The following is a 23,668-nucleotide window of genomic DNA, read 5'->3' as shown; positions in this document are numbered from 1 at the left end:
TGCTACTTGTAGAGAACGCTGGGTAACCAGAGCCCAATTGCTGGGAACATGTAGAGCAAGAAGATCGCAAGGATTTGTATGCCCATGAACGGCAGCATGCCAATGAAAATCTGGTTAAGCGTGACGTGAGGAGGGGAAACCCCTTTGAGATAGAACGCAGCCATCGCGACCGGGGGCGATAGGAAGGCTGTTTGTAAATTCAACGCCACGAGTAACCCAAAGAACAGAGGGTCAATGCCAAACTGTGCGAGTAGCGGCACAAAGATTGGCATGAAGATCACGATGATCTCTGTCCACTCGAGAGGCCAGCCTAGCAAGAAAATTATGATCTGTGCCAGCAGCATGAATTCGACGGGGGTCAGCCCGAGCGATAGCACCCACTTCTCAATGACTTGTTGGCCACCGAGCAGCGCAAAGGCAGCGGAAAAAATCGATGACCCGACAAACAGCCAACACACCATCGCGCTCGTCTTGGCGGTGAGGAACACAGACTCCTTGATGACGGGAAAGGTCAGCCGTCGATAAGCTAGCGCCAGCAGCGCACCGCCAAGGGCACCCATCGCCGCAGCTTCGCTAGGCGTCGCGAGACCAAAGCCAATCGATCCCAGAACGGCTGCAATCAAAATCACAAGTGGGAAAAATGATTGTGCCAGCAACCGAAACACCTCTAGTCTGGCCCAGGTAAGCGTCACGTAAAAAATGGCCATCATTAAGGCAGCGACGGCAACATAGATCCAGAAGCCAGTCGGCGCGCTCAGACGATCGAGTTGTTTGGGCGGCTCCTTTGCGACAGCGTCCGCTGCAGGCGCCGCCGGTGCTGCGGGTGCAAGTTTTGCTGAACCCAGAGGCTCAGGGGCCGATTCTGATGGTGGCTCAGCGAGCCCGCCCCCGGAGTCCGTTGTCGTATTGTTCGAGAGGCTCAGCTCAGCTGGAATGTCGTACACCACCTCTGGTGTTGTCACCACCCGATAAATAATCAATGTGAGCAATACGGTAACGAGGAGCGGCAACATGACTAAAACAACATTTCGATTCATGTATTGACGCGAAACGGCGGGGTCACGCTTACTCTTGAAAAAGTTCGACAACAAGCCGGGCGCGGCTAGTTTGAACCCTTGGGCTTGAAGAGACTTTGAACCCGCCGGCAAGGGAATGATGCGGTCTTTTTCTGGAAGTGGTGGCGCCATTTCTGGCCAGATTTTTGCCACAATCATCACATAGATTGCATAGAGCAACGCTAAGCCGATACCTGGGAAGAGCGCGCCCGCGTAGAGTTGAACAACCGAAGTTCCCGTCGTGGCGCCATAGACGATCAGCAGCACAGATGGCGGAATCAAGATCCCGAGACAACCGCCCGCGGTAATGACACCCGCAGTCAGTCGAACGCTATAGCCTGCCTTGAGCATCGTTGGCATGGCCAGTAAGCCCATCAGTGTGACCACGGCCCCAACAATGCCAGTTGCGGTAGCGAAAATCGCGCAGGTGGCGAGCGTCGCAATCGCAAGTGACCCTGGCAGTCTGGCTAGCGCAAGGTGCAGCGATTGAAAGAGCTTTTCAATCAGGTTTGCACGTTCAACCAAGTAGCCCATGAAGACGAACAAGGGAATGGAAATCAACGCGTCGTTTGTCATCGTCGCGTACGTGCGCTGCACCATGAGGTTGAGCGTCTGCCCAATCGCACGTCCCGCAAAGTCTGGTGCCTGCATGAAGTAGGCAAAAAAGGTGAAGATGACACCCATCCCCATCAGCGTGAACGCCGTGGGAAAGCCAAGCATGATCATCACTACGATGAGTGCAAGCATGATTAGGCCGATATGGCCTGTTGTTAAGGTACCCCAAGGTGTCAAGAAGGCGATCATCGCGATGACGATCCCGATACAAGCAAAGCCGAACCATATTGCCTTGGGTAATTTCATTTTTGCTGCTCCTGGGCGACAACATAGCGGTCTGCCTGAGCGATATCTTCGTCTTTGACATGAACCATTTGTTTCAGTTTTTCAACATCCACCTCTTGCACATCGGCTTCGCGCTCGGGCCACTCGCCTGAGCGAATGCACATGCCACAACGAGCGATTTCAGCAAAGCCTTGGATCAGAAGAAAGAATCCAGCGATCGGGATAAAGGCTTTAAAAGGGTAGATCGGCGGGCCATCTGCCATCAGCGAAGAGTGTTCATTGATGGCGAAAGACTCGGCTGCGTAGGTCCAGCCAGCCCATACCATGGCCGATACGCCAGGGATGAAAAATACTATGTACAACACCAGGTCCAGACTAGCTTGCGCACGGGGAGGCAGAAAACCATACAGAATATCGCCACGAACATGCCCATTTTTTGCAAGCGTATAGGCACCCGCCATCATGAACATGATGCCGTAATACATCAACTGCAGATCAAAGGCCCAGGCGCTGGGGCGATTAAACAAGTAACGCGCGAAGACCTCCCACGATACATGCAACGTCAGGGCGACAATGAGCCACGCAAAGGCCTTGCCGACAAAGGTTGAGGTTGCGTCAATGCGCCAGAGCCATTTGTTCATGATATTACCTACAGTGGTACAGAGCGGATTCATACCGCTTATAAAAATCGGGTGGCTACTTCATCTACAGTAGCCACCCGAGTTTTTGCTACAAGAGCAAGCTGATTAGCCTGCTTTCTTTGGTGCGAAGTAATGGTTGTAAGCCATGCGGAAGTTGACGTTTGTGTCGCCAGCCCAACGGCCTGCTCGCTCGGCAAATGCACGCTGGGAGTCGAGTACTTTTTTGAACAGTGGGTTTTCAGCGGAACGCTTTGCAATCATCTCGTCCCAAATCTGCAGCTGGCGCTGGAGAATTGCGTCGGGTGTCTTATAGAACTTGACGCTACGATCTTTCTGCAGCTTGATGTAATCGGTCGAGTAACGATCGATTGCCTTCCACGACATGTCCGCACTCGCTGCTTGCGAAGCAACGGCCAAGACGCTCTTGAGGTGCTTGGGTAGCGTGTCGTATTTTGCTTTGTTGAACACAATCTCAAATTGCTCGGCGCTCTGGTGGAAGCTTTGCAGCATGCAGACCTTGGATACATCGGCAAAGCCGAGGTTCAGGTCGGACGAAGCGTTGTTAAATTCTGCGCCGTCCAAGAGGCCTTTGTCCAACGCGGGAACGATTTCTCCGCCGGGCAGAGCGTTTACAGCGGCGCCCATGGCGGTGTACATGTCAATTGCGAGGCCGACTGTGCGGAACTTCACGCCTTTCATTTCCTCAACCTTGGTGATCGGCTTCTTGAACCAGCCGAAAGGTTGGGTAGGCATTGGACCGTACACGAGCGACACAACGTTCACGCCCATTGCTTTTTGAATTTCTGTGAGCAGTGCTTTGCCACCACCGTACTCGTGCCAGGCCAACAGCATGTTTGCATCCATACCGAAGGAAGGGCCCGAGCCCCAGAGAGCAACCGCGGTGTTCTTGCCGTACCAGTAAGCCAATACCCCATGGCCACCATCAAGAGTTCCGGCTGATACGGCGTCTAGCAGGTCAAAGGCTTTAACAACAGCGCCCGCAGGCAGAACGTCAATCTTCAGTTGGCCGTCAGCCATTTCATTGACTTTCTTGGCATAATCCAACGCATACTCGTGGAAAATGTCCGTCGCTGGCCAGGTGCTCTGGAAGCGCATAGTGATCGGGGCATTTTGAGCCTTGGCAACCATGGGCACGCCCAAAGCTGTGGCAGTACCTGCGGCTGCGGCAGTCGAGAAAAATTTACGGCGCGATGCAATGACAGACATGTTGTGTCTCCGTGGGATGGAAAAAATGCTGCAGCGCAACAACTTGTCTTGGAGGTCATTAGGATGACACGTCGCAAGTCGTTTGCTCTCGCGCTATTAGACTGCTTGGGCTGATAGAACACAACCTGTCTCGCACTAGTGTTAACCCGATACTAGGGCTTACCAGAGCCAATGTTGAGGTTCATAATGGGGTGAAGCAACGCAAGGACTCTAGTCTGCGGGAGAAGTGCCATGATTTCTTCGAGTTTGATCCAAAACCTACGACAACAAATTATGCAGCGTTTGCCATTTTCAGAAATGGCACCGTCTGAGGTGGATTTTTTTATTGAGTCGTCTTGTGAAGTCTATTACGCACCCACAGAGGTCATCCTCTCGCCCGCAGATGGCCCGCCCGCATTTCTTTATCTAATTCGGCAAGGCCGGGTCTCTGGCAAACGCACCTCACCGGGTCTGACCGAAGCTGCGTTTGAGCTTGAAGCGGGAGAGCTGTTTTCTGTTAGTGCAAGTTTGGCCGCCCGACCTGTTGCTGCAACCTACACAGCAATCGGTGATTGTTTTTGTTTGACGCTTCCCGCGGCGGCCATGCAGGCGCTTGTCGGGCGCTCTAAACCCTTTCGTGATTTCATTAATAACCGCGTTTGGATGTTGTTAGAGCAGTCACGCCAGGCGCTGCGAAATAATTTTGCGTCTAAAGCATTGCTAGAACAGTCGTTAGAGACTCGTCTGGGCGACTTAATTCGTCGGGCGCCTTTGACAACGCTTGAGCAAACACCTCTGCGCGAAGCCTTGACCGTTATGTATGAAAAGCGCATCGGATCGATGTTGGTCGTTTCAGACAGTGGTGCGTTGTTGGGAATTCTCACCCGGTATGACGTGCTTGAGCGCGTGACGTTGGCAGGCATTAGTTTGGACACACCAATAAGTGAAGTCATGACGAAGGGGGTCAAGACGCTCACGGTTGATCACACGGCCGAATCGGCAGCAGTGGTAATGTCGCGGTATGAGATCCGTCACGTGCCTATTGTCGATCTGCGAGAGCGTGTCGTGGGCTTGATTTCAGAACGAGATTTGTTTTCTTTACAGCGGCAGTCACTGGGAACGATCTGTTCGCTGATCCGCCAGGCGGATGATGTAGATGGGCTCAAGGACTGCGCGGCAAATATCCGTAGATTTGCACGCAATTTATTGGGGCAGGGTGTGAGCGCAAGGCAGCTCACCTTTCTTGTCAGTCATCTAAATGATGTGTTGACCGCGCGTCTGATTACCTTGCTTGCGAAGTCGCATGGACTGGAGCTGCATTTATTTGTTTGGATTGCACTTGGTTCCGAGGGACGTAGCGAGCAAACGATCGCGACAGATCAAGACAATGCATTGTTGTATCAACCGACGGGTGCTCCTGAGGAAAAAAATCGCTACTTGGCTTTTGCGCGTGAGGTGAATATAGCGCTGGATACTTGCGGCTATCCGCTCTGCAAAGGCAATATCATGGCCAGTAACCCATCGTTATGTCTGACCATCGATGAGTGGAAAAAACGGTTCATGCACTGGATCGAACATGGTCACCCCGAGGACCTACTTAATGCCGGTATATTTTTTGACTGTCGAGGCTTGGCGGGCAATGTCGATTTACTCAAAGGCCTGAGGGACGAGGTCAAAACCACAGCTGCACGTACGCCGCGCTTTATTAAGCTACTGGCCGATGCAGCGCTGGTGAATCAGGTGCCCCTTAACTGGTTGGGGGGCTTAGAAACAAAGAAATTAGGTGGTAAATCGGTTATCGATTTAAAACTACAAGGCACGGCGATTGTCGTTGAAACGGCACGCGTCTATGCCTTAGCTTTGGGTATCGAAGAACTGAATACGCAAGATCGCTTGGCCGCGATAGGACGAGGTCTCGGTTTGGCGCAAACCGAAACGGATGCCTGGATCGCTGCATTTCAGTTTTTGCAGACGATGCGCTTGGCGATTCAAATTGATGGCGATGCGATCGAGAGTAATCCAAACGCTCTAGATATCGATGGCCTGAACGCGGTTGATCGTAGTATTTTGAAAGAGTCGATGGCCAGAATTCGCTCTTTGCAGCAACGCTTGGAGCTGGACTATGCGCGATAGTTTTTTGAGCACCCTGATGGGTTGGTTGGGTATTGCTAGGCGTAGAGAGCACGCGACTCCCGATCGATGGATCATGGTCGATGTAGAGACTACAGGACTGAATCCTGCTCGCGATCGGCTGTTAGCGATCGCAGCGGTTGCCTTGCGCCAAGATCCGACGACTAAAGCGTTGCAGGTCGTCATCGGCGACAGTTTCGAAGTCGTTTTACGACAGGCTCAGCCGTCGGCGAAAGACAATATTTTGATTCACCACATTGGGGCAGAGGCGCAAACGCTGGGCGAAGCCCCTGAGGCCGCGCTAGAGAACTTTCGTCATTGGGTGGGCACCTCTCCTTTGCTGGCTTATCACGCGGCCTTTGATGCAGGGATGATTCGCCGCGCCTACCGCTCCTATCACTTAGAAGCTTTAAACGTTCAGTGGCTTGATATCGCACCATTGGCACGCATGTTTGGCGGAAATGCGCACGCCAAGGCGCTAGATGACTGGTTAACGCATTTCAATATTGAGTGTGCAGTTCGCCATCAAGCTGCTTCTGACGCTTTTGCCACGGCAGAGTTGTTGCTCAGGCTTTGGCCTGCAATTAGCCGAGAGACCCAAACTTGGAGAGGACTGGTGCGGCTAGCGAAAGAGGCCTCTTGGATTCCTTCTTAATAATCTTGCGTAATATAAAAAAAATAAATCCGTCTTTTGTTCTTCTAGGCTTCTTCGATATGATGCTGAGCTATTAACCTCGTTCAGTTTGATGTCTCTGGAGCCCACAGGCGGATATGTTTTCTTTTCACGCGCGCTTAAAAAATAACTTAGTTTCCTTGGCCGGTCTTGCATCCGCTGCGCTGATCGCTGCGGCGCCTTGGCACGGAGCGCGCGCGCAAGGGGTGCTCGATGTATCGCTTTTGGCGGGTACTTGCCTGAACTGCCACGTCTCTGACCCTAAGCTAGCGACAAGTATCCCGGTCATTGCCGGTAAACCTGAGGCAGTTCTGAAAGCGCAATTACTTGCCTACAAGTCTGATCAGGCTCCCGCTGGCACCACCATCATGAATCGTCTTGCCAAGGGCTACAGCGATAATGAAATCGCGGCGCTTGCGGCATACTTTTCTAAGCTCGATGCTAAGGGCATCGTGCCTGCAGGAGTCAAAAAATAATGAACACCGTACCTAAGTTTTCTCGCCGACGTTGGTTGGCCACAGCAGGACAGGCTGCACTCGCTGCAGGTTGGACCATCAGTGCTCCTGTCTTTTCTCAGCAGTCTGCAGGGCGCGTCGTCGTCATTGGTGGAGGCTTTGGTGGCGCAACCGCAGCAAAATATATCAAACAACGTAATCCTCTCATTGATGTCACCTTAGTAGAGCCAGCGCAGAAGTTTTACACCTGCCCGTTTACGAATCTGTATTTGGGTGGGTTGCGAACCTTTGAGGCGCAAGGTCATAGCTTTGATGAGCTACGCAGTATGGGTGTGAAGGTCCTCCATGATTTCGCACAAAGTGCAGATGGGGCTGCGAAGACGCTTAAGCTCGCTGGTGGTCAAACGCTCGCCTACGACAAGCTGGTGCTGTCTCCCGGCATCGACTTCCTCTGGAATAAGCTTGAAGGGTACGACGAAGCCGCTTCTTTATTAGCACCACACGCGTGGAAGGCGGGTGCACAAACTACTTTACTTAAAAAGCAGCTCGATGCGATGCCCGACGGTGGCACGTTTGTGATGGTTGCCCCCGCTAATCCCTACCGCTGTCCGCCCGGACCCTACGAGCGCATCAGTATGGTGGCGCATTACTTCAAAACACAAAAGCCGAAGTCCAAAATTCTGGTGCTCGATGCCAAAGATGCTTTTTCAAAACAAGGCCTGTTCCTGGATGGGTGGAAGCGTTTTTATGGCGACATGATTGAGTGGGTGCCTGCGGGCAAGGACGGCAATGTAATTCGTGTTGACGCGAAAAACCTATCCGTTGAAACAGATTTCGGCAAGATCCACAAAGCAGCAGTCTTGAATGTGATTCCGCCGCAAAAGGCAGGATTGATTGCTGAACGTGCAGGGGTCGCTGACAAGAGCGGTTGGGTGCCAGTCAAGCCCGACACCTTTGAATCTACGCAAGTCAAAGACATATATGTAGTGGGTGATGCAACCATTGCTGCACCCATGCCCAAGTCCGGCTTTTGTGCAAACGCGCAAGGTAAAGTTGCGGCAGCGGCAATCGTCAATGCCTTGGCTGGAAAGCCTGCTGCCGCTGCCTCCTGGTCGAACACTTGCTACAGTCTGGTTGCACCGGACTATGGCATCTCGGTTGCGGGGGTATACCAAGTCGCGGATGGAAAAATCGTCGAAGTTAAGGGCTCTGGTGGCGTGAGTCCAAGAGAGGCGAGCGATACCGTGCGCAAGCTAGAAGCACTGCACGGTGTGGCTTGGTATAACGCGATTGCACGCGATACCTGGGGGAGTGGTGCCTGATGTCGCCGAACGAAATACTCGCTTGGTCTGGCCTGGCGATTGGTGTCGCGTTCGGTGCGCTCGGCCAATCAACAGGATTTTGTTTGAATCGGGCGGTAAAGGATTATGTTGAATCCAAAAATCTGCTGAAGGCGAGATCGTTTGCCTTGGCGATGCTTGTCGCGATAGTCGGCACACAGTTGCTGGCTATAACGGAGCTGATTGATTTTTCGACTGCTATTTATCGTACGCCGAACTTTTCTTGGTTGCTTCTACCGATCGGTGCGACGATGTTTGGCTACGGCATGATGCTCGCAAACGGTTGTGGCGCGCGTACTGTCGTGCTGTTGGCGCAAGGTAATTTACGCTCCTTGGTTGTATTGCTTTGCCTTGGGATATCGGCCTACGCGACATTGTCAGGAGTGCTTGGTCCATTGAGAACAATGCTAGCGCAGGCAACAAGCGTTCCCCTGGGCGGACTGTATGAGTGGTCGTCGCTTTCGAACCGTTTCCTTGCTGGGCTATTGCTCGTGACCTTAGCTTGGTTTGTTTTTTTTCGCGGCATGATTTTGCGCAGCGCGAAAGACTTCTTCGGTGGGCTTGGTGTGGGTTTGCTGGTGGTGGCCGGCTGGATCGCGACAGGTTGGCTTGCTGCCGATGAGTTCGAGCCCACTCCGTTGGTATCACTGACATTTATCGCACCGATTGGCGAGACCATTCAGTACCTGATGATTGCAACGGGTATGCGATTCGGTTTTCCGGTAGCCGTAATTTGTGGCGTGTTACTCGGATCCTTTGTGATTGCCGCTTTGCGGGGCAGATTGCAGCTTCAGGGGTTTTCTACACCACGCGAGATGGGACGCTACGTGCTCGGTGGCATGTTGATGGGTGTCGGTGGTGCCTTAGGGTTGGGCTGCTCGATTGGCCAAGGCCTAACAGGAATGTCGACCTTGGCGTTTAGCTCAATGATTGCGAGCCTCTGCATTTTGTTTGGAGCAGGGCTCGCGGCGCAACGCAACCGGTAAAGACTAGTTCGGTACCGACCGTTTCTTTTCTTGGGCGTCCTTATGACGCAACCAAAGAAGTGCGACACCCATTAAAACAACCGGGAACAATGAACCAAGGTTCAGGATGTCCCAGCCTGATGTTGTCACAAGTGCGCCTGAGCTAAACGAGGTGACCGCCATCGTTGTGAAGACAAAGAAATTGATCACGCCTTGAGCGCGATCCTTCTCTTCTGGTCGGTAGGCGGTCATCGCGAGGTTTGTTGCGCTCGTGAAGAGGAAGTTCCAACCGACGCCGAGAATGAAGGAGGCCAACATAAAGTGCATCACGTCTACGCCAGACAGCGCGATCAAAATGCAGACGAAATTTAAAAATATGCCAAGCCACATAATTTTGCCTGTGCCATATTTTTTAATTAATGAGCCTGTAAAAAATCCCGGTGCGAACATGCCAATGACATGCCACTCAAGAACAAAGGCAGCGTCTGAGAAGGGTAGGCCACAGACCTTCATCGCAAGAGGTGTTGCGGCCATCAGCAGGTTCATCACGCCGTAGCCGAGAGCGGAGCTCACAGCAGCGACAAGAAAGACCGGTTGTTTGAGTAACTCCCAGGCCGTTCGCCCAGTCCCAGCTGCCTTTTTTTCTGCCGCTGATATCTTTGGGAACTCGATGAAGTGCATGACGAGCAGGCCCAGAAAACCCGCAACAGTCAGAATGAGATAGGCACCTAAAAATGGCGTGTCAAACGAATCTTTGGTGTAGTTCGCCAAGTTAGGGCCAACGACGGCGCCGATAATACCGCCGGCCAGTACCCAAGAAATTGCCTTCTCTCTAAGACTGACATCCGTGAGCTCGGCAGCTGCGAAGCGGTAGAGTTGACCGTTAGCGCTGTAATAGCCTGCGACGAAGGTACCAAACACCAACAACCAGAAATTTTTCGAATATGCCGCATACGCGCAAATCAAAGACGAAACGATCGCCACTAAAAGTCCGAGTTGGAAAGACTTTTGCCTACCGAAGCGTCGCTGTGCTCGGGCAACGATAGAGGTCGATAGGGCGCCCCCCACAACATATCCCATGATAGGGAGCGTCGCCATCCATGCGACCCGGCTCAAACTCAGCCCGACAAGACCATTGATTGCGACAAAGGTGATGTTGTTTACGAGAAAGATGCCTTGACACAAAATCAATAGCACCAAGTTTTTATTAAACAGCTTCGGTGTGTTTTCCATGAGGGGATTAAAGCATAGCGGCGCGCGCGAAGGTGCCGGGATCCAATTGCTGCAGTGCACGATAGTTGGTGAGGTAAACCTGACCGCTAAGATTTTTTAGAAACTGTGTTTTTGTTAGGCGATCCATGACTGGGCCTTTCACCTCGGATAGATGGAGCTTGATACCGGCATCTCTCAGGCGCTTTTCGATATTCTCTAGGCTTTCTAGCGCGCTAGCATCTATGTCGTTTACCGCCGAACACTGCAGCACAACATGTTGTAGCTCACTGCGTCCTGCGACCTCGGCATTTAGGCGATCTTCGATATTCCGTGCGTTGGCAAAATAGAGGCTTTCATCGATGCGAAGGCAAAGTACGATTGGACTCGTCATGACATGGTGGCGCGTCACATTTCTGAAATGCTCGGTGCCAGGGACAAGCCCGACTTCTGCGATATGTGGTTCACTCGTTTTATAGAGATGGAGTCCGATTGATAACAGCACGCCCACAATAAGACCTGCCTCCACACCAAAACCAAGGGTGCCGAGTAGGGTTGCTGCTGCGGCATAAAAGTCGGAGCGGGCAAAGTGCCAGGTGTGTGTAAATATCTTGAAATCTACAAGCGATAGCACTGCAATAATGATCGTTGCTGCTAGCGTGACATGAGGCAAATAAAAAAGAACGGGTGTGAGCAATAACGAGGTGAGTGCGATGCCCAAAGCGGTCATGAGGCCTGCTGCTGGGGTGCGGGCGCCGCTATCTGCGTTCACAACCGAGCGCGCAAAACCTCCGGTAACGGGGAATCCACCGGTGAAGGCCGCCGACAAGTTGCAGGCACCCAGTGCCACCAGTTCTTGATTAGGCTCGATACGCTGGCGCTTACGCGCGGCAAGTGTCTGACCTACCGACACTGATTCTACAAAGCCAACAATGCTAATCAGGAGTGCCGGGACAAAGAGAGTGCTCCAAAGTGAGATATCCCAGAGCGGCGCCGTAACGGGTGGCAGGCTCTGGGGCACAAAGCCCACTACTTTGACGCCAGCCTGATCCCAGGAAAGCCCCCAGGTGAGGCCGGTTGTGAGGCCTATTGCGATGACGGGGCAGGCTTTGCCCACGATATCGGCGATTGTTGGTGGTATGCCGAGCCTGATCAGGTTCGGCTTGAGGTAATGCCGAGTTAGAAACAGGAAGCCCAGTGTCCCAATACCAACTAAAAATGTTAAAGCATGTGTGTGGGGAGCCTGTGCTAGTAAATTCTTTAGGAGTACAAAAAAATTGTCCCCGTCGACGCGTATGCCCATCACGGTTTTGAATTGATTCGCGGCAATAAGCAATGCCGAGGCGGTGATAAATCCGGACACCACCGAGTGACTTAAGAAGTTTGCAAGAAACCCAAGGCGTAGCAAGCCCAACGCCAGCAGTATCAGGCCAGACAAAAAAGCGAGAGTGATTGCGATCTGCCAGTAGGCGTGCGTTCCTGCGCTTGCATGTTCGCCTATGGCAGCTGCGGTCATCAGGGAGATGACAGCGACCGGACCGACAGCGAGGACTCGACTAGTCCCGAAAAACATATACAGGACTAATGGTGCGATGCTCGCGTAAAGCCCCACCTCTGGAGGTAGTCCCGCCAGCATCGCATAAGCGAGACTTTGCGGGATCAGCATGAGGGTGACGATTAGCGCAGCGAGTAGATCGCTGGTGAACGTCTTCTGATCGTAAGTGGGGATCCAGTCAAAAATTGGCAGTCGGGGGGGCGGGAATCTCATCGATTACGTTCGAGCGCCTCGAACGCCAGCATGCCCGCTACCATCGCACAGACGAACCATAAAGCTTGTATTTGACCCGAAGCCATTGACACAAGTGCTGGACCAGGGCAGAAGCCTGCTAAGCCCCACCCGATACCAAAAACTGTGCTTCCGATGACCAAGCGCTTGTCGATATGACTCGCCTTCGGTAAGTGCAGGGCACCACCTAAGATCGTCGTGGTGCGTTTTTTGGCAATCCCAAAAGCAAAAAATCCCACGGCGATTGCGCCCATCATGACGAACGCCAAGGATGGATCCCAGGCGCCAAAGAGGTCCAGAAAGCCCAGGACTTTTCCAGGATCAGTCATGCCTGAAAGAATGAGACCTAGACCAAATAGCAGTCCCACAAGAAACTCAACGAGTCGATGCATCGTGCTTCCTTTATAACCAGTGACGAACAAGGAGGACGGTGCCAAAGCCGGCACCCATAAAACTGACTGTTGCGACTAACGAGCGTGGTGATAATCGGGAGAGACCGCAAACGCCATGGCCGCTTGTGCAACCTGATGCGTAGCGTGTACCAAGGCCGACTAGAAGGCCGGCAATCACTGTCGTAAGCGTATTGGCCTCGATGCGAGGCGTCGAGACGAGGTCTGCCGGAGCGAGTAGCAAAAATACCCAAGGTGCTACGAACATTCCGGCGAGGAAGGCTAATCGCCAACCGGTATCACCTGTTTTAGGTGGAAGCAATCCGCCGAGAATGCCGCTGATGCCAAGTATGCGACCATTCGCGAGTATAAAAAGTGCAGAGGCGACGCCAAGCAACACGCCACCAGAAATGGCGCTCCAAGGGGAAAAATTAGCCCAATCGATCATCATGATTTTTTAGCCTTCGTTTTTTTACAAAACTGGGAATACAACACTTCGATTACGGCAAACGCCTGAGGACTGGCGAAGCGATAGTAGATATTTTTTCCTTCTCGACGCGTAGTGACGAGCTTTTCGGTGCGCAAAACGGTTAGTTGTTGAGATAGGGTTGGCTGCACAATGCCGAGCGACTCTTGCAATTCACTCACGCACTTTTCTTGTTGTGTGAGTTGACACAAGATCATTAAGCGATCTGAATTGGTGAGCACCTTCATTAAGCGGCAGGCCTGATCGGCCGATGCTTGCATTGCCTCTAGCTCAAGCGTTGGGGTTGAAGTGGACATTTGTATTGGATGCTTTGTTGATAATAATCAAGTAAGTATTATATTTACTAATAATGTATTTGTAAATATAATATATTTAACCTTATTGATAGTTGGAGTCAAAGAATGTCTGCCCCAGAAAAGAAGCCAAACGTTCATGGAATTTTCGATCCAGCGACCTGGACCGTCACCTATGTCGTCTACGACGCCCCGGGATCGAGCTGCGCGATTATTGATTCGGTGCTGGATTACGACCCTAAGTCTGGTCGGACTAAACACGTCTCTGCGGACAAGGTGGTGGAGTTTGTACGGGCGAATCAGCTAAAAGTTGAATGGATTCTGGAGACGCATGCGCACGCTGATCATTTGTCTGCCGCACCCTACTTGAAAGAAAAGTTAGGAGGAAAGATATCGATTGGCTCGAAAATTACTGCGGTGCAGAAAGTGTTTGCAGGTATTTTTAATCTAGAACCGAGCTTCAAGCAGGACGGCTCGCAATTCGATCACCTGTTTGCAGAGGACGAGGTAATCCAAGTCGGTTCCCTAACTGGTCATGCGTTGTTTGTTCCGGGTCACACACCTGCATGCATGGCCTACCAGTTTGGTGATGCAGTATTTGTGGGCGACACAATGTTCATGCCTGATGTGGGTTCTGCGCGTTGTGACTTTCCTGGTGGGGATGCCCGCGCGCTTTACGCGTCGAATAGAAAGATTTTGAGTCTGCCGCCAGAGACGCGTTTGTTCATGTGCCATGACTACCCACCAAACAACAGACCTATTCAATTTGAAACGACCGTAGCTGAGCAGCGAGCAAAGAATATCCATTTACATGACGGTGTGACGCAAGAGCAATTCGTTGAAATGAGAACGAAGCGTGACGCAACCCTAGAAATGCCCGTGCTCATTCTGCCAGCAGTGCAAATTAATATTCGTGCGGGTCACTTACCGCCACCTGAGTCCAACGGGACCTCTTACGTCAAGATTCCCTTGAACGCGCTGTAAAACTTTTCAATTAAAAAAGGATGTAAATCATGAAATGCAACGTTGGTGGTATCGATCGCATCCTCCGTATCGTTGTCGGTGTCGTCTTGATTGCTCTGGCAGCCACTGGAACGGTCGGACTGTGGGGATGGATCGGCGTCGTACCTCTCGCAACGGGTTTGTTTCGCTTTTGCCCTTTATACCCGTTGGTTGGTGTGACCTCTTGTGGGACAGGCTCTGGCGGCAGTCGCGGCGGCTGCTGCAAGAAATAAGTGTCTGTTGATTGTTACGGTTGTTTAAAACTGATCGGAACGATCACGGTCGCGCTGATGGCGGTTTGCCCCCGCATGCCTGGAACAAATCGCCATCGCGTGACCGCTTGTATGGCAGCTTGATCAAGTCGCTCATACCCGCTCGACTTATGTAAGGTCACAGCGAGGGCATTGCCCTCTGGATCGACATTGACAAGCAATAACACCGTTCCGCTTTCTCTATTGCGCTTTGATAGTGCTGGGTAATTGGGGGCAGGGTTGTGTAGGTACGCTGGATCTAACCGTGGTGGAGTCGCCTGCAAGTCAGAATCTCTATTTACGCCTGCAGCGGGTTGCTGAGGCGCACTGGTGGTTGCTGAAGACGATGGGGCTGCAATGTTTTTGTTTACTGCGGTTGCGACTGGCTTTGGTGCGGGAGTAGGCGGCTCTGGTCGTACAGGGGATTCGGCGGGTGCGGTAAGTGGCACTTCTTTTGTCACGAGGGGTGCCTCCACAACTGGCTGGGTGGCCGGTTCAACTGGAATAGTGGCTGGCTCTCGAGTAGGCTGAGCTTCGGTCGGAGGCTCGAGGGAAGTCGGTGGAGGCGGGCTTGTGACAGAAGATTCTGCAACCGGCGCTGCGGGTGGTGTAGTGTCGCTCTCGCTCGAGAGATCGACGACGATAATGTCGAGAGTTTCGGACTTTGACGGTACGGTGCCGCCTGACAAAAAGTCAAGGCGCATGAGGAACACGGCCAAGAGTGCAAGGTGTGCGAGGACAATGATCGCGGCATGCCAGCCGTAACGTTGACGCGGTATCGGCTGGGTCAGGCGCACGGGCGCGTAAATCCCCGATGCTTCCTGATCAAGCAAAGTGCTGCGTGTCCCAGATTGTGAAGTTTTATCTGACATTGCTTATTTTTACCTGCCGTGCAGTTTAGAGCGTTTACCTGGTCTTCAGATAAAATTTGGGGCATCAAGGTTTAAGAAGCTAATTTTTAGGTGATAAAAATGAAAAAGCTGTTCAGTTCTGTCGCGCTCATGATCGGCGTTTTGCTCACTAGCTTGGCAGCGGCACAAAACACGTCAAATGCTGGCTTGGCTTTCGATACGCCTTGGGTGCGCGCAAGTGCTCCTGGCCAAAAAAATGGTGCGGGTTATGTGCAGATTCAGAATAAGGGAAGCCAGACCGATCGGTTGATTTCGGCAACGACGGCAAATGTTGGGCGTGTCGAGTTGCACACAATCATTAATGAAAACGGCGTCGCAAAGATGCGGCAAGTCCAGGGTATTGAGGTACCCGCAGGTGCGGGCGCCACGCTTGCGCCTGGCGGCTTTCATATTATGTTTATGGGCTTGAACGCACCGTTCAAGGCGGGTGAAATTGTTCCGGTCACGTTACGCTTTGAAAAGGCGGGGGAAGTTAACGTTAATTTTGAAATCAAGCCAGCGACCCATAACCCTGCCGCAATCGAACAAAACACGGCACACAAGCATTAATCGTCAAGGCGTATATGTTGTTTGGTGTGACTGACTATGGCGCTTTTGTTGTTGCCTTCACAATATTTTTGTTGATACCCGGGCCGGGCAATCTGGCCTTGGTTACTTCGACGAGTAAAGGCGGCATCTCTGGTGGACTAGGCGCCACAATGGGTGTGATCCTTGGCGATCAGGTATTGTTATGGCTAGCCGTAGCAGGAGTCGCTGCGATCTTGATGGCCTATCCCGCTGCCTTTGAGGCTGTACAGTGGATCGGCGCACTTTATCTGGCATGGTTGGGCGCGCGCATGTTGCTCGCCAAGCCTGGCGCCGCACCCATTTTGAACATCAAGCCTTATCACTATATGCGTCAGGCATTATTGATTACGGTGCTCAATCCCAAAGCCATTGTGTTTTACATGGCTTTCTTTCCTTTGTTTGTGGACCCTGTCCACCACAGAGGGCTCATCACATTCGGATTTTTGGCCGGCACGATTGCTGTGCTGACTTTTTTATATGGATTGGGTGCGACCTTATTGACCTTTTGCCTTGCGGAGCGGTTGCGCACGAATCCTATAGTGGGTTATTTACTAGAAAAAGTAGCCGGCCTTTGCCTCATTGGCTTTGGCATCAGGCTGGCACTTTCCCGCTAGGTCATCGTAAGCACTATTTGGTTTGCTCTGCCACCATATGTGTATGTGCTGTCTTCAGAAGAATACACGGCACGTTCTTTTCAACACCGCGCTCGATCATTGCGCCCAGAATATGTTCGTGTTCTGTCTGGTTGCCTTGCACCAGATCGCGCAGCATAGACGCCGCAAAGCTGGATCCCACTTTAGTCAGCATATCGAGTGCTTTTTGCTGAGCAGTCGTTTTGGTTGGAAAGCCATGGGCTTGCGCGATTGCGCAGGACTCTGCGTAAAAAGCGGTCATCACTTCCTTACCCCACGGCGCAGCCGCAATTTTCCCGACGTGGCCGCGGCAGAGCGTTGTCATGCCAGCCAGCGTCGCAAGAAAGACCCACTTGTCCCAAAGCGATTGTTCGATATTCTCGCTGTACGATTTGTCGAAAGAAGCCTTCTCACACAGCGCAAAAAATTCTCGGGCAAGCGGCTCGTGCGCAGCAGAGCGATGGCCCACCGTTAGGGCATGCAACTCGGTCAGTTGTTTCACTGCACCATTTGAGGCGATTGTCGCCGCAATGTGGGCTACGCCGCCCATCACGCGGTCTCGACCAAACTTCTCGTCTAAGCGCTGAATATGGCTCATGCCATTTAGAAAGGGTAGTAAGACACCTTTACTGCTTGCCCCGCTCAGGGACTCGAGTGCGTCGTCAAAATCAAAGGCCTTGGGCGCGAGAATAATCAGGTCATACTCTGGTTTGAGCTGTTCTCGTGTGACGGACTTAGGATTAACTGTAAACGATTCTTTAGGGGTTTCGATCGCGAGGCCCTCTGCTTGAATCTTTGTATGACGTGCATCCCGCAGAAGGTAAGTAACATCTGCCCCAGCTTGAATAAGTCGAGCTCCAAAATAACCGCCGACACCACCCGCACCAAGAATTAATATCTTCATTTCTGTCTCCCTGTTGCTGCGCATCTTATCGTGTTTTGCGGTTAGAGTGAGGGCTACGAACTTATCCAATTCATTTATACAAATCCTATGCTGGCAGCGGTCTCCAAAATCGTACAGTCTTCACGTATTCCATTTCAGGTGCGCAGCTTTCGCTACCAGTGGCCGGCTGACCTCTGTGCCTCTTGGGCTTTCGAGATGGAAATCCTCGTTCTGGGCTGGTATGTGCTTGTGGAATCCAATTCTGTGCTCATGCTAGTTGTGTATGGGGCGTTGCAATACAGTGGGTCCTTGATCAGCCCATTTTTTGGCATCGCGGGCGATCGGTTTGGTTATCGCAGTCTGTTTATGCTGACGCGCGGGCTTTATGGCTGCCTAGCACTGTTGATCGCCTTGTTAGGTCTATTTGATTTGTTGTCTCCGGTGTTGGTGATTGTGTTGGCGTCTATTGTTGGTGTGGTTCGTCCCTCGGACATGATGATGCGTTACGCCTTGATTGGTCAGACGCAACCAGCAGATCAAATGACCGCAGCGCTTGGGCTATCGCGCATGACATCCGATTCGGCGCGCATTGCGGGCGCGCTTGCAGGCGCGAGTGTTTTTGCGCAATTTGGCTTGGTCCCCGCTTATGTGGTCATTACTATTCTCTACATTGTTAGTTTTATTTTTTCGCGAGGTGTAGCGGGCCGGGTTCCCCACGTAGGTCAACCAGTTTCCATGGCTCCCGTGCGTGACTTAAAGGAGGCTTTCGTTTATGCGTGGGGTAAGCCAGAGTTACTCGGTCCGATCGCCATCGCTTTTTTGATCAACCTTTTGGCCTTTCCATTTTCCCTAGGATTATTGCCCTACATCGCACGGACAATTTATGAGGTAGATCAGACGGGGCTTGGTTTGCTGAGCGCCAGCTTTTCTGTTGGTGCGTTGGTGGGTTCGCTGGTGCTAGGAACCAATGTATTTTCACTTGGCACCGCCCGTGCGATGTTTATCGCCACAGTTTGCTGGTTTGGATTACTGTTAATTTTTGCGCCACTGACATCGTTTGCTGCTGGAGCAGTGATTTTGCTATGTGCCGGGTTTGCACAAAGCATGTGTATGACTCCCTTGGCTGCAGTGATGCTGCGCTCGACTGACGCGAAGTTCCGTGGCCGAATTATGGGTTTGCGCGTTTTAGCGATTTGGGGCTTACCACTAGGGCTACTGATCTCCGGACCGCTAATTTCCTCAATCGGTTTTGTTGCGACGACTGTGCTCTACACAACGCTCGGTATCCTAGCGACCGTGACGGTGGCTTGGAAGTGGCGTGAGCGCCTATGGCAAGCCGACGCACCCGCGAACCGGCACGGTTAATCACTCGATTTATTGACACTGCAGGCGACCGAAGCCTGTGATCGCCTGCCGAACTAACGTTATTTACACACCTTCCACGATACGGATGTCGCGTTCAACCGAGCCGGTACCCAGGGCGCGAATCGCTTCTTGATAGCCGGGGCTGTTATAGGCAGCCAAGGCGGCTTCGACGCTTTCGAACTCAAGCAGCACGGTGCGTTGTTTGACACCAGCCTCTTTGACAGCAGCCGCCTCATTACGGGCCAAGAATTTTCCTCCGGCTGCCGTAAGTGCTGGTCCAGCCAGCTTGGCATAGGCGGCGAGCGCCTCGGGGTTAGAGATGGAGCGATAGGCACTGATCCAATAAGCTTTAGCCACAATGACCTCAAGTTAGAAAAGGTTGAAAAGTTTCGAATCGGTAGGTTAACAAGTCTGGAGGACTTCTTGGAATAAAAGCCCTTGCTCAATTGCTGCGGTGCAGCGTTGTGTCTTTAAGTCTGACACCTGCAAGAGAAGATTCTTTATGTTAGGGTTGCTCCTAGGTTCGATACAACGCTCAGAATCAGATGAAAATTTTTTACGGCTGGAAAATGGTGTTTGCTGCAGCATCGCTGCAGTTTATTCAGTCCATGATGTTGCATCAGGCTTTTGGGGCCTATATCGCAGTTCTGATTCAGGAGAAAGGCTGGAGTAAGACCTCGGTGTCTGGCGCCTCCGCGTTAATGTCCATGGAGGCCGCGGTCATCGGCCCGCTCCTTGGGTGGTTTCTCGATAAGTTTGGCTCGCGCGGTGTCATCAAGGTTGGCGTAGTGGTGTTTGGGCTCGGCTTTATCTTGCTCAGTCAAATTGACACACTAATGGGTTTTTATGGTGCAGCCGTGGTGATTGCGATTGGATCATCGATGGCGGGATATTTTCCGCTGAACGTCGGCGTCATTCAGTGGTTTGAAAAAAAGCGGGCGCGCGCGCTTTCTACTGTAGGTTTAGGCTTGGCTCTCGGCGGAACCTTGGTTCCAGTTGTCGCATGGAGCATCGAAACCTTCGGATGGCGGGAAACAGCCTTTACCTGCGGTGTCTTTGTGATCTTAGTGGGCTACCCGCTGGCCTGTGTATTTCGCCGTCGTCCTGAAGACTTTGGAGAAACGGTCGACGGCCTAGGCGTCGCACGGGGAACGATTGATGTGTCGGGTGCTGTGGAGTCCACGCCTGAACCAGAGTTCACAGCACGCCAAGCGCTCCGTACAAAATCATTTTGGCTTTTATCTGCCGGACATGGTGTCGCTTTGATGATTGTGACGGCCGTGAATACGCACGCCATTAATCACATGCGCATCTCGCTCGATTACACCATCGCTCAAGGGGCTTTTTACATCACACTCATGACGGGGTTTCAAGTAATCGGTGTGATGCTGGGCGGCGTGCTTGGTGACAAGTTACAGAAGAATCGTGTGGCGGCAGTATGCATGATGATGCATATGGTAGGGATGCTAATGTTGACGTATGCCCTCGGGCCAGAGATGCTGGTGTTGTTTGCTGTTTTTCACGGGCTGGCTTGGGGTATCCGAGGTCCGTTTATGCAGGCGATTCGTGCGGATTACTTTGGACGTAAGTCGATCGGAATGATTCTTGGGCTGTCGGCACTCATTACCGCTTTTGGTCAAATATCTGGACCGTTGTTAGCGGGCATGATGGGTGATGCAACCGGCAACTATCACCTCGGCTTCACGGTGCTTGCACTGATCTCAGGCGCAGGCACCGCTTTATTCTGGTTTGCCAAACCCCCCGTTCTGCCCGAACCCACCATAAAGAGCCAATAGAGCCGGCGTGACATGTGTACGTCATGTTTGCCCCTCAGTTTGTCAGACATTGTGTATGTTTTTATTCAGGAGCTCTGAGCAGTTGCCGCTCAGTTTGTTATCATAGCGCACTCTGCGAACGCTTGGTTATCGCACAACATACATAGTATTGCTTAGCAATCGGCGGTCGTCTGAAACGAAGGGTGAAGTGGGTGTTAAGACTTTGTGCTGCATTTCTCATGGTTGTGCTCGCCGGCTGTATGACGGTCGGTCCTGATTATGACCAAACGCAAGCTACTGCAGTGCCCAACGCGCCAGGGACCTGGCAACAGGCTCTGCCACACGGGGGTGACCTCGTAGCCTTAAGTGACTGGTGGGCACAATTCAATGACCCCGTGCTACTTGAGTTGATAGATTCTGCGCAACAACAAAGTCAGTCTATGGCCTTGGCTGCGTTGCGTATCGCACAAGCCCGCGCGGTACTGGTAACAGCTAACTCAGCTGCAGTGCCAAATATCAACGCAGCCGCTGTCGGCACACGCGGCACGTTTCAGTTAGGTGGTCCCATCATTGTCGCGACGACCTCGCAAGCGCAAATCCAGATGGGCTGGGAGATTGATCTATTTGGAGGGTTGTCTCGTGCAAGCGAAGCGGCGCGGGCTCGACTCGAAGCACAAGTGGCGAATTGGCATGAAGCTAGGATTTCTGTGTCGGCCGATGTAGCCAATATGTATACAAACTTTCGCGGCTGCGAACAGCTCGTGGCGATCGCGCGGTCTGACGTCAAGTCACGTATTCAAACGGCGGACCTGACCAAAAAGCTTTCAGAGTCAGGGTTTCAATCTCCAGCAACCGCTGCTTTAGCGAGCGCCAGCGCCGCTGAAGGGCAAAGTCGGGTAGCAGGGCAGACCGCGGACTGCGATATTTTGATTAAAGCACTTGTGGCTGTCACCGGCCTACCGGAAATTGACCTACGCAAGAAGTTAGCACCACAAGCAGCCAAACTACCGAGACCCATCATGCCGGTGGTCAAGCGAATGCCAGCGCAAGTTTTGTCGCAACGACCGGATCTTGCGGCAGCTGAGCGCGATGTAGCCGCAGCGAGCGCGGATATCGGTGTACGCGAGGCCGAGAGGTATCCACGGCTATCGTTGTTAGGCAACATTGGTCCGTTAGGTTTCGAGACAAGTGCGGGGTCGATTACTGCAACCTCCTGGTCGATTGGCCCATCCTTGACGTTACCAATATTTGACGCAGGGCGGCGCGCCGCGAATGTGGATACCGCGATTACGGCTTATGAGGTTGCCGCGAATAACTATCGTACCCAAGCAAGACGTGCGGTGCGCGAAGTCGAAGAGGCGCTCGTCAGACTCGCGAGCCTTGAGGAGCGTGAAAAAGAATCACTGAAAGCTTCGAGGGGCTACCACACCTCGTTGCGTGCCATGCAAGAGCGTTATAAGTTTGGCTTGGCAAGCATTCTCGATTTGGAAGAAACAAGAAGACTTTCATTTAATGCCGACAACATTTTGGCGACAGTTCGGCGTGAAAGGGTTAATGCCTTTATTGCGCTCTACCGTGCCGTGGGTGGTGGCTGGACAGCCACGGAGTCGCTCGAGACACTACAAACGGCGAGATCAAAGCCCGCCGACATACTCAAGACTAAGGTTCAGCCATGAAGTGGATACGATTAATGCAGACGAGTTTGTTTGCAAGCGTGATAGGTTTTGTATGTTTGCAAGCGGCTCAGGCGGCGCAGCCTGCAGCGCCCGCTGCTCGGCCTGCGCTGACTATCTCTGTGGTGAGCCCAACCTGGGTCACCATGCCCATCACGATTCGCGCTAACGGCAATATCGCTGCGTGGCAGGAGGCGTCGATTGGAGCACAGGTTGGTGGATTGCGTGTGGCCGAAGTTCGTGTCAATGTAGGTGACATCGTCAAGCGTGATCAAGTGCTTGCGATGTTCGCGACTGAAACGGTATTGGCGGATCAGGCCGTACAGAAAGCGCAGGAGGCCGAAGCGGTTGCCGCTTTGGCCGAGGCACAAGCGAATGCTGGTCGAGCCCGTAGTCTGAAAAATTCTGGAGCATTGTCTGCACAGCAAATCAGTCAGTACTTGACTGCGGAGCAAACCGCAAAGGCGCGATTAGAGGCAGTTCGTGCGCAAGTACAGGTACAGAATTTGCGTCTGCAATATGCGGAAGTACGTGCGCCCGACGATGGCGTGATTTCAGCACGTCAAGTCAGTGTAGGGGCAGTTGTGCCGGTTGGAACTGAGTTATTCAAAATGGTGAGGCAACGCAGACTAGAATGGCGTGCAGAGGTCGTGTCAGAGGAGCTAGGTCGAATAAAGGTTGGAATGCCAGTTCGGGTCTATCCCGCGAGCATTAGTAAGGACTCAACACCTTTGTCTGGCCAGGTTCGCGTGATTGGTCCGACTGTAGACATGCAAGCTCGTACCGCAATTGTGTATGTCGATCTCCCTACGACTCAGAACGACACACCCTTGGTGCGTGCTGGTATGTTCGCAACGGGTGAGTTCGAGTTAGGTAACACGCGTGTGCTGACCTTGCCTCAAGAGTCAGTTGTGATGCGCGATGGTTTTAGCTACGTGTTCAAGGTACGCAAGGATGCGCGCGTCTCTCAGGTTCGTGTAGAGGTTGGGCGCAGACTGAGTGCGCGGGTGGAGATACTCAAGGGTATCGACGAGGCCGATATCATTGCAGAGTCCGGGGCGGGCTTTCTCAACAACGATGATGTTGTCGCAGTTGAGGCTGTTCCCGCGCGCAGCGTGCCCGAGCAAAAATAGGCGCATT

The 23,668-nt window shown here is 52.5% G+C and carries 24 protein-coding genes; 13 read left to right on the top strand and 11 right to left on the bottom strand.

The annotated features are described in order from the left end of the window. Window positions 1–2 precede the first annotated feature (2 nt). The 3 genes from KZZ10_RS08970 to KZZ10_RS08960 form a co-directional block, all read right to left on the bottom strand. Entirely contained in the window at window positions 3–1,916 is a 1,914-nt protein-coding gene (locus KZZ10_RS08970) for a TRAP transporter large permease (RefSeq protein WP_259661179.1), read from the bottom strand. After that, window positions 1,913–2,536, bottom strand: a complete 624-nt coding sequence (locus KZZ10_RS08965) for a TRAP transporter small permease subunit (RefSeq protein WP_259661178.1) — start codon at window positions 2,534–2,536, stop codon at window positions 1,913–1,915. The genes KZZ10_RS08970 and KZZ10_RS08965 overlap by 4 nt, the downstream gene beginning before the upstream one ends. Window positions 2,537–2,641: 105 nt before the next feature. After that, the gene (locus tag KZZ10_RS08960) at window positions 2,642–3,763 is read right to left on the bottom strand and encodes a TRAP transporter substrate-binding protein (protein WP_259661177.1); all 1,122 of its coding nucleotides are present in this window, start codon (window positions 3,761–3,763) and stop codon (window positions 2,642–2,644) included. Window positions 3,764–3,994: 231 nt separating this feature from the next. On the opposite strand from KZZ10_RS08960, the gene KZZ10_RS08955 reads away from it, so the two are divergent. The 5 genes from KZZ10_RS08955 to KZZ10_RS08935 all read left to right on the top strand — a co-directional run bounded on the left by KZZ10_RS08955 (window position 3,995) and on the right by KZZ10_RS08935 (window position 9,326). Next, entirely contained in the window at window positions 3,995–5,875 is a 1,881-nt protein-coding gene (locus KZZ10_RS08955) for a DUF294 nucleotidyltransferase-like domain-containing protein (protein ID WP_259661176.1), read from the top strand. Continuing rightward, window positions 5,865–6,527: a 3'-5' exonuclease gene (locus KZZ10_RS08950; protein ID WP_259661175.1), complete on the top strand. Its 663-nt coding sequence runs from the start codon at window positions 5,865–5,867 to the stop codon at window positions 6,525–6,527. The genes KZZ10_RS08955 and KZZ10_RS08950 overlap by 11 nt, the downstream gene beginning before the upstream one ends. Before the next feature lie 116 nt (window positions 6,528–6,643). Continuing rightward, window positions 6,644–7,021: a c-type cytochrome gene (locus KZZ10_RS08945; RefSeq protein ID WP_259661174.1), complete on the top strand. Its 378-nt coding sequence runs from the start codon at window positions 6,644–6,646 to the stop codon at window positions 7,019–7,021. Further along, complete coding sequence (locus tag KZZ10_RS08940; protein ID WP_259661173.1) at window positions 7,021–8,322, top strand: NAD(P)/FAD-dependent oxidoreductase; 1,302 nt, start codon at window positions 7,021–7,023, stop codon at window positions 8,320–8,322. Before KZZ10_RS08945 ends, KZZ10_RS08940 begins: the two co-directional genes overlap by 1 nt. After that, a complete protein-coding gene (locus KZZ10_RS08935) occupies window positions 8,322–9,326 on the top strand; it encodes a YeeE/YedE family protein (RefSeq protein WP_259661172.1) in 1,005 nt (334 codons plus the stop codon). Before KZZ10_RS08940 ends, KZZ10_RS08935 begins: the two co-directional genes overlap by 1 nt. 3 nt (window positions 9,327–9,329) lie before the next feature. On the opposite strand, the gene KZZ10_RS08930 is transcribed toward KZZ10_RS08935, so the two are convergent. From KZZ10_RS08930 to KZZ10_RS08910, 5 genes are read right to left on the bottom strand one after another with little or no spacing between them, the layout of a single operon-like run. After that, window positions 9,330–10,538 (bottom strand): MFS transporter, encoded by a 1,209-nt coding sequence (locus tag KZZ10_RS08930; RefSeq protein WP_259661171.1) that lies wholly within the window; start codon window positions 10,536–10,538, stop codon window positions 9,330–9,332. A gap of 7 nt (window positions 10,539–10,545) precedes the next feature. Beyond that, the gene (locus KZZ10_RS08925; protein ID WP_259661170.1) at window positions 10,546–12,282 is read right to left on the bottom strand and encodes a SulP family inorganic anion transporter; all 1,737 of its coding nucleotides are present in this window, start codon (window positions 12,280–12,282) and stop codon (window positions 10,546–10,548) included. After that, a complete protein-coding gene (locus KZZ10_RS08920) occupies window positions 12,279–12,692 on the bottom strand; it encodes a YeeE/YedE family protein (RefSeq protein WP_259661169.1) in 414 nt (137 codons plus the stop codon). Before KZZ10_RS08920 ends, KZZ10_RS08925 begins: the two co-directional genes overlap by 4 nt. 10 nt (window positions 12,693–12,702) lie before the next feature. Further along, window positions 12,703–13,140 carry a YeeE/YedE family protein gene (locus KZZ10_RS08915; protein WP_259661168.1) on the bottom strand — a complete coding sequence of 146 codons (438 nt, stop codon included), beginning with the start codon at window positions 13,138–13,140 and terminating at the stop codon, window positions 12,703–12,705. Then, window positions 13,137–13,472: an ArsR/SmtB family transcription factor gene (locus tag KZZ10_RS08910; protein ID WP_259661167.1), complete on the bottom strand. Its 336-nt coding sequence runs from the start codon at window positions 13,470–13,472 to the stop codon at window positions 13,137–13,139. Before KZZ10_RS08910 ends, KZZ10_RS08915 begins: the two co-directional genes overlap by 4 nt. Before the next feature lie 105 nt (window positions 13,473–13,577). On the opposite strand from KZZ10_RS08910, the gene KZZ10_RS08905 reads away from it, so the two are divergent. Further along, window positions 13,578–14,453, top strand: coding sequence for an MBL fold metallo-hydrolase (locus KZZ10_RS08905; protein ID WP_259661166.1), 876 nt, complete (start codon window positions 13,578–13,580; stop codon window positions 14,451–14,453). 29 nt (window positions 14,454–14,482) lie between these two features. After that, entirely contained in the window at window positions 14,483–14,704 is a 222-nt protein-coding gene (locus tag KZZ10_RS08900; protein ID WP_259661165.1) for a YgaP family membrane protein, read from the top strand. 14 nt (window positions 14,705–14,718) lie between these two features. On the opposite strand, the gene KZZ10_RS08895 is transcribed toward KZZ10_RS08900, so the two are convergent. Then, complete coding sequence (locus KZZ10_RS08895) at window positions 14,719–15,594, bottom strand: energy transducer TonB (RefSeq protein ID WP_259661164.1); 876 nt, start codon at window positions 15,592–15,594, stop codon at window positions 14,719–14,721. A 99-nt stretch (window positions 15,595–15,693) separates the two neighbouring features. Here KZZ10_RS08895 and KZZ10_RS08890 point away from each other — a divergent pair, with 99 nt between their 5' ends. Further along, entirely contained in the window at window positions 15,694–16,182 is a 489-nt protein-coding gene (locus tag KZZ10_RS08890) for a copper chaperone PCu(A)C (RefSeq protein ID WP_259661163.1), read from the top strand. A 17-nt stretch (window positions 16,183–16,199) separates the two neighbouring features. Further along, the gene (locus KZZ10_RS08885) at window positions 16,200–16,814 is read left to right on the top strand and encodes a LysE family transporter (RefSeq protein WP_259661500.1); all 615 of its coding nucleotides are present in this window, start codon (window positions 16,200–16,202) and stop codon (window positions 16,812–16,814) included. Window positions 16,815–16,827: 13 nt separating this feature from the next. Here the strand turns inward: KZZ10_RS08885 and KZZ10_RS08880 are convergent, their stop codons facing one another. After that, a complete protein-coding gene (locus KZZ10_RS08880; RefSeq protein ID WP_259661162.1) occupies window positions 16,828–17,736 on the bottom strand; it encodes a ketopantoate reductase family protein in 909 nt (302 codons plus the stop codon). A gap of 87 nt (window positions 17,737–17,823) precedes the next feature. Here KZZ10_RS08880 and KZZ10_RS08875 point away from each other — a divergent pair, with 87 nt between their 5' ends. After that, window positions 17,824–19,080: an MFS transporter gene (locus KZZ10_RS08875; protein WP_259661161.1), complete on the top strand. Its 1,257-nt coding sequence runs from the start codon at window positions 17,824–17,826 to the stop codon at window positions 19,078–19,080. Window positions 19,081–19,143: 63 nt separating this feature from the next. Here KZZ10_RS08875 and KZZ10_RS08870 read toward each other — a convergent pair whose 3' ends face one another. Continuing rightward, window positions 19,144–19,437 (bottom strand): DUF1330 domain-containing protein, encoded by a 294-nt coding sequence (locus tag KZZ10_RS08870; protein WP_259661160.1) that lies wholly within the window; start codon window positions 19,435–19,437, stop codon window positions 19,144–19,146. 188 nt (window positions 19,438–19,625) lie between these two features. On the opposite strand from KZZ10_RS08870, the gene KZZ10_RS08865 reads away from it, so the two are divergent. The 3 genes from KZZ10_RS08865 (at window position 19,626) to KZZ10_RS08855 (ending at window position 23,661) form a co-directional block, all read left to right on the top strand. Beyond that, window positions 19,626–20,876: an MFS transporter gene (locus KZZ10_RS08865; RefSeq protein WP_259661159.1), complete on the top strand. Its 1,251-nt coding sequence runs from the start codon at window positions 19,626–19,628 to the stop codon at window positions 20,874–20,876. 218 nt (window positions 20,877–21,094) lie between these two features. Beyond that, window positions 21,095–22,531, top strand: coding sequence for an efflux transporter outer membrane subunit (locus KZZ10_RS08860; RefSeq protein WP_259661158.1), 1,437 nt, complete (start codon window positions 21,095–21,097; stop codon window positions 22,529–22,531). Then, window positions 22,528–23,661, top strand: coding sequence for an efflux RND transporter periplasmic adaptor subunit (locus tag KZZ10_RS08855; RefSeq protein WP_259661157.1), 1,134 nt, complete (start codon window positions 22,528–22,530; stop codon window positions 23,659–23,661). The genes KZZ10_RS08860 and KZZ10_RS08855 overlap by 4 nt, the downstream gene beginning before the upstream one ends. The last annotated feature ends 7 nt before the right edge of the window (window positions 23,662–23,668 follow it).

This window comes from Zwartia hollandica (genome assembly GCF_019923725.1).
GTDB lineage: Bacteria > Pseudomonadota > Gammaproteobacteria > Burkholderiales > Burkholderiaceae_B > Zwartia > Zwartia hollandica.
The sequence above is the reverse complement of the archived record's forward strand: the minus strand, read 5'-3'. Positions and strand labels throughout refer to the sequence as shown.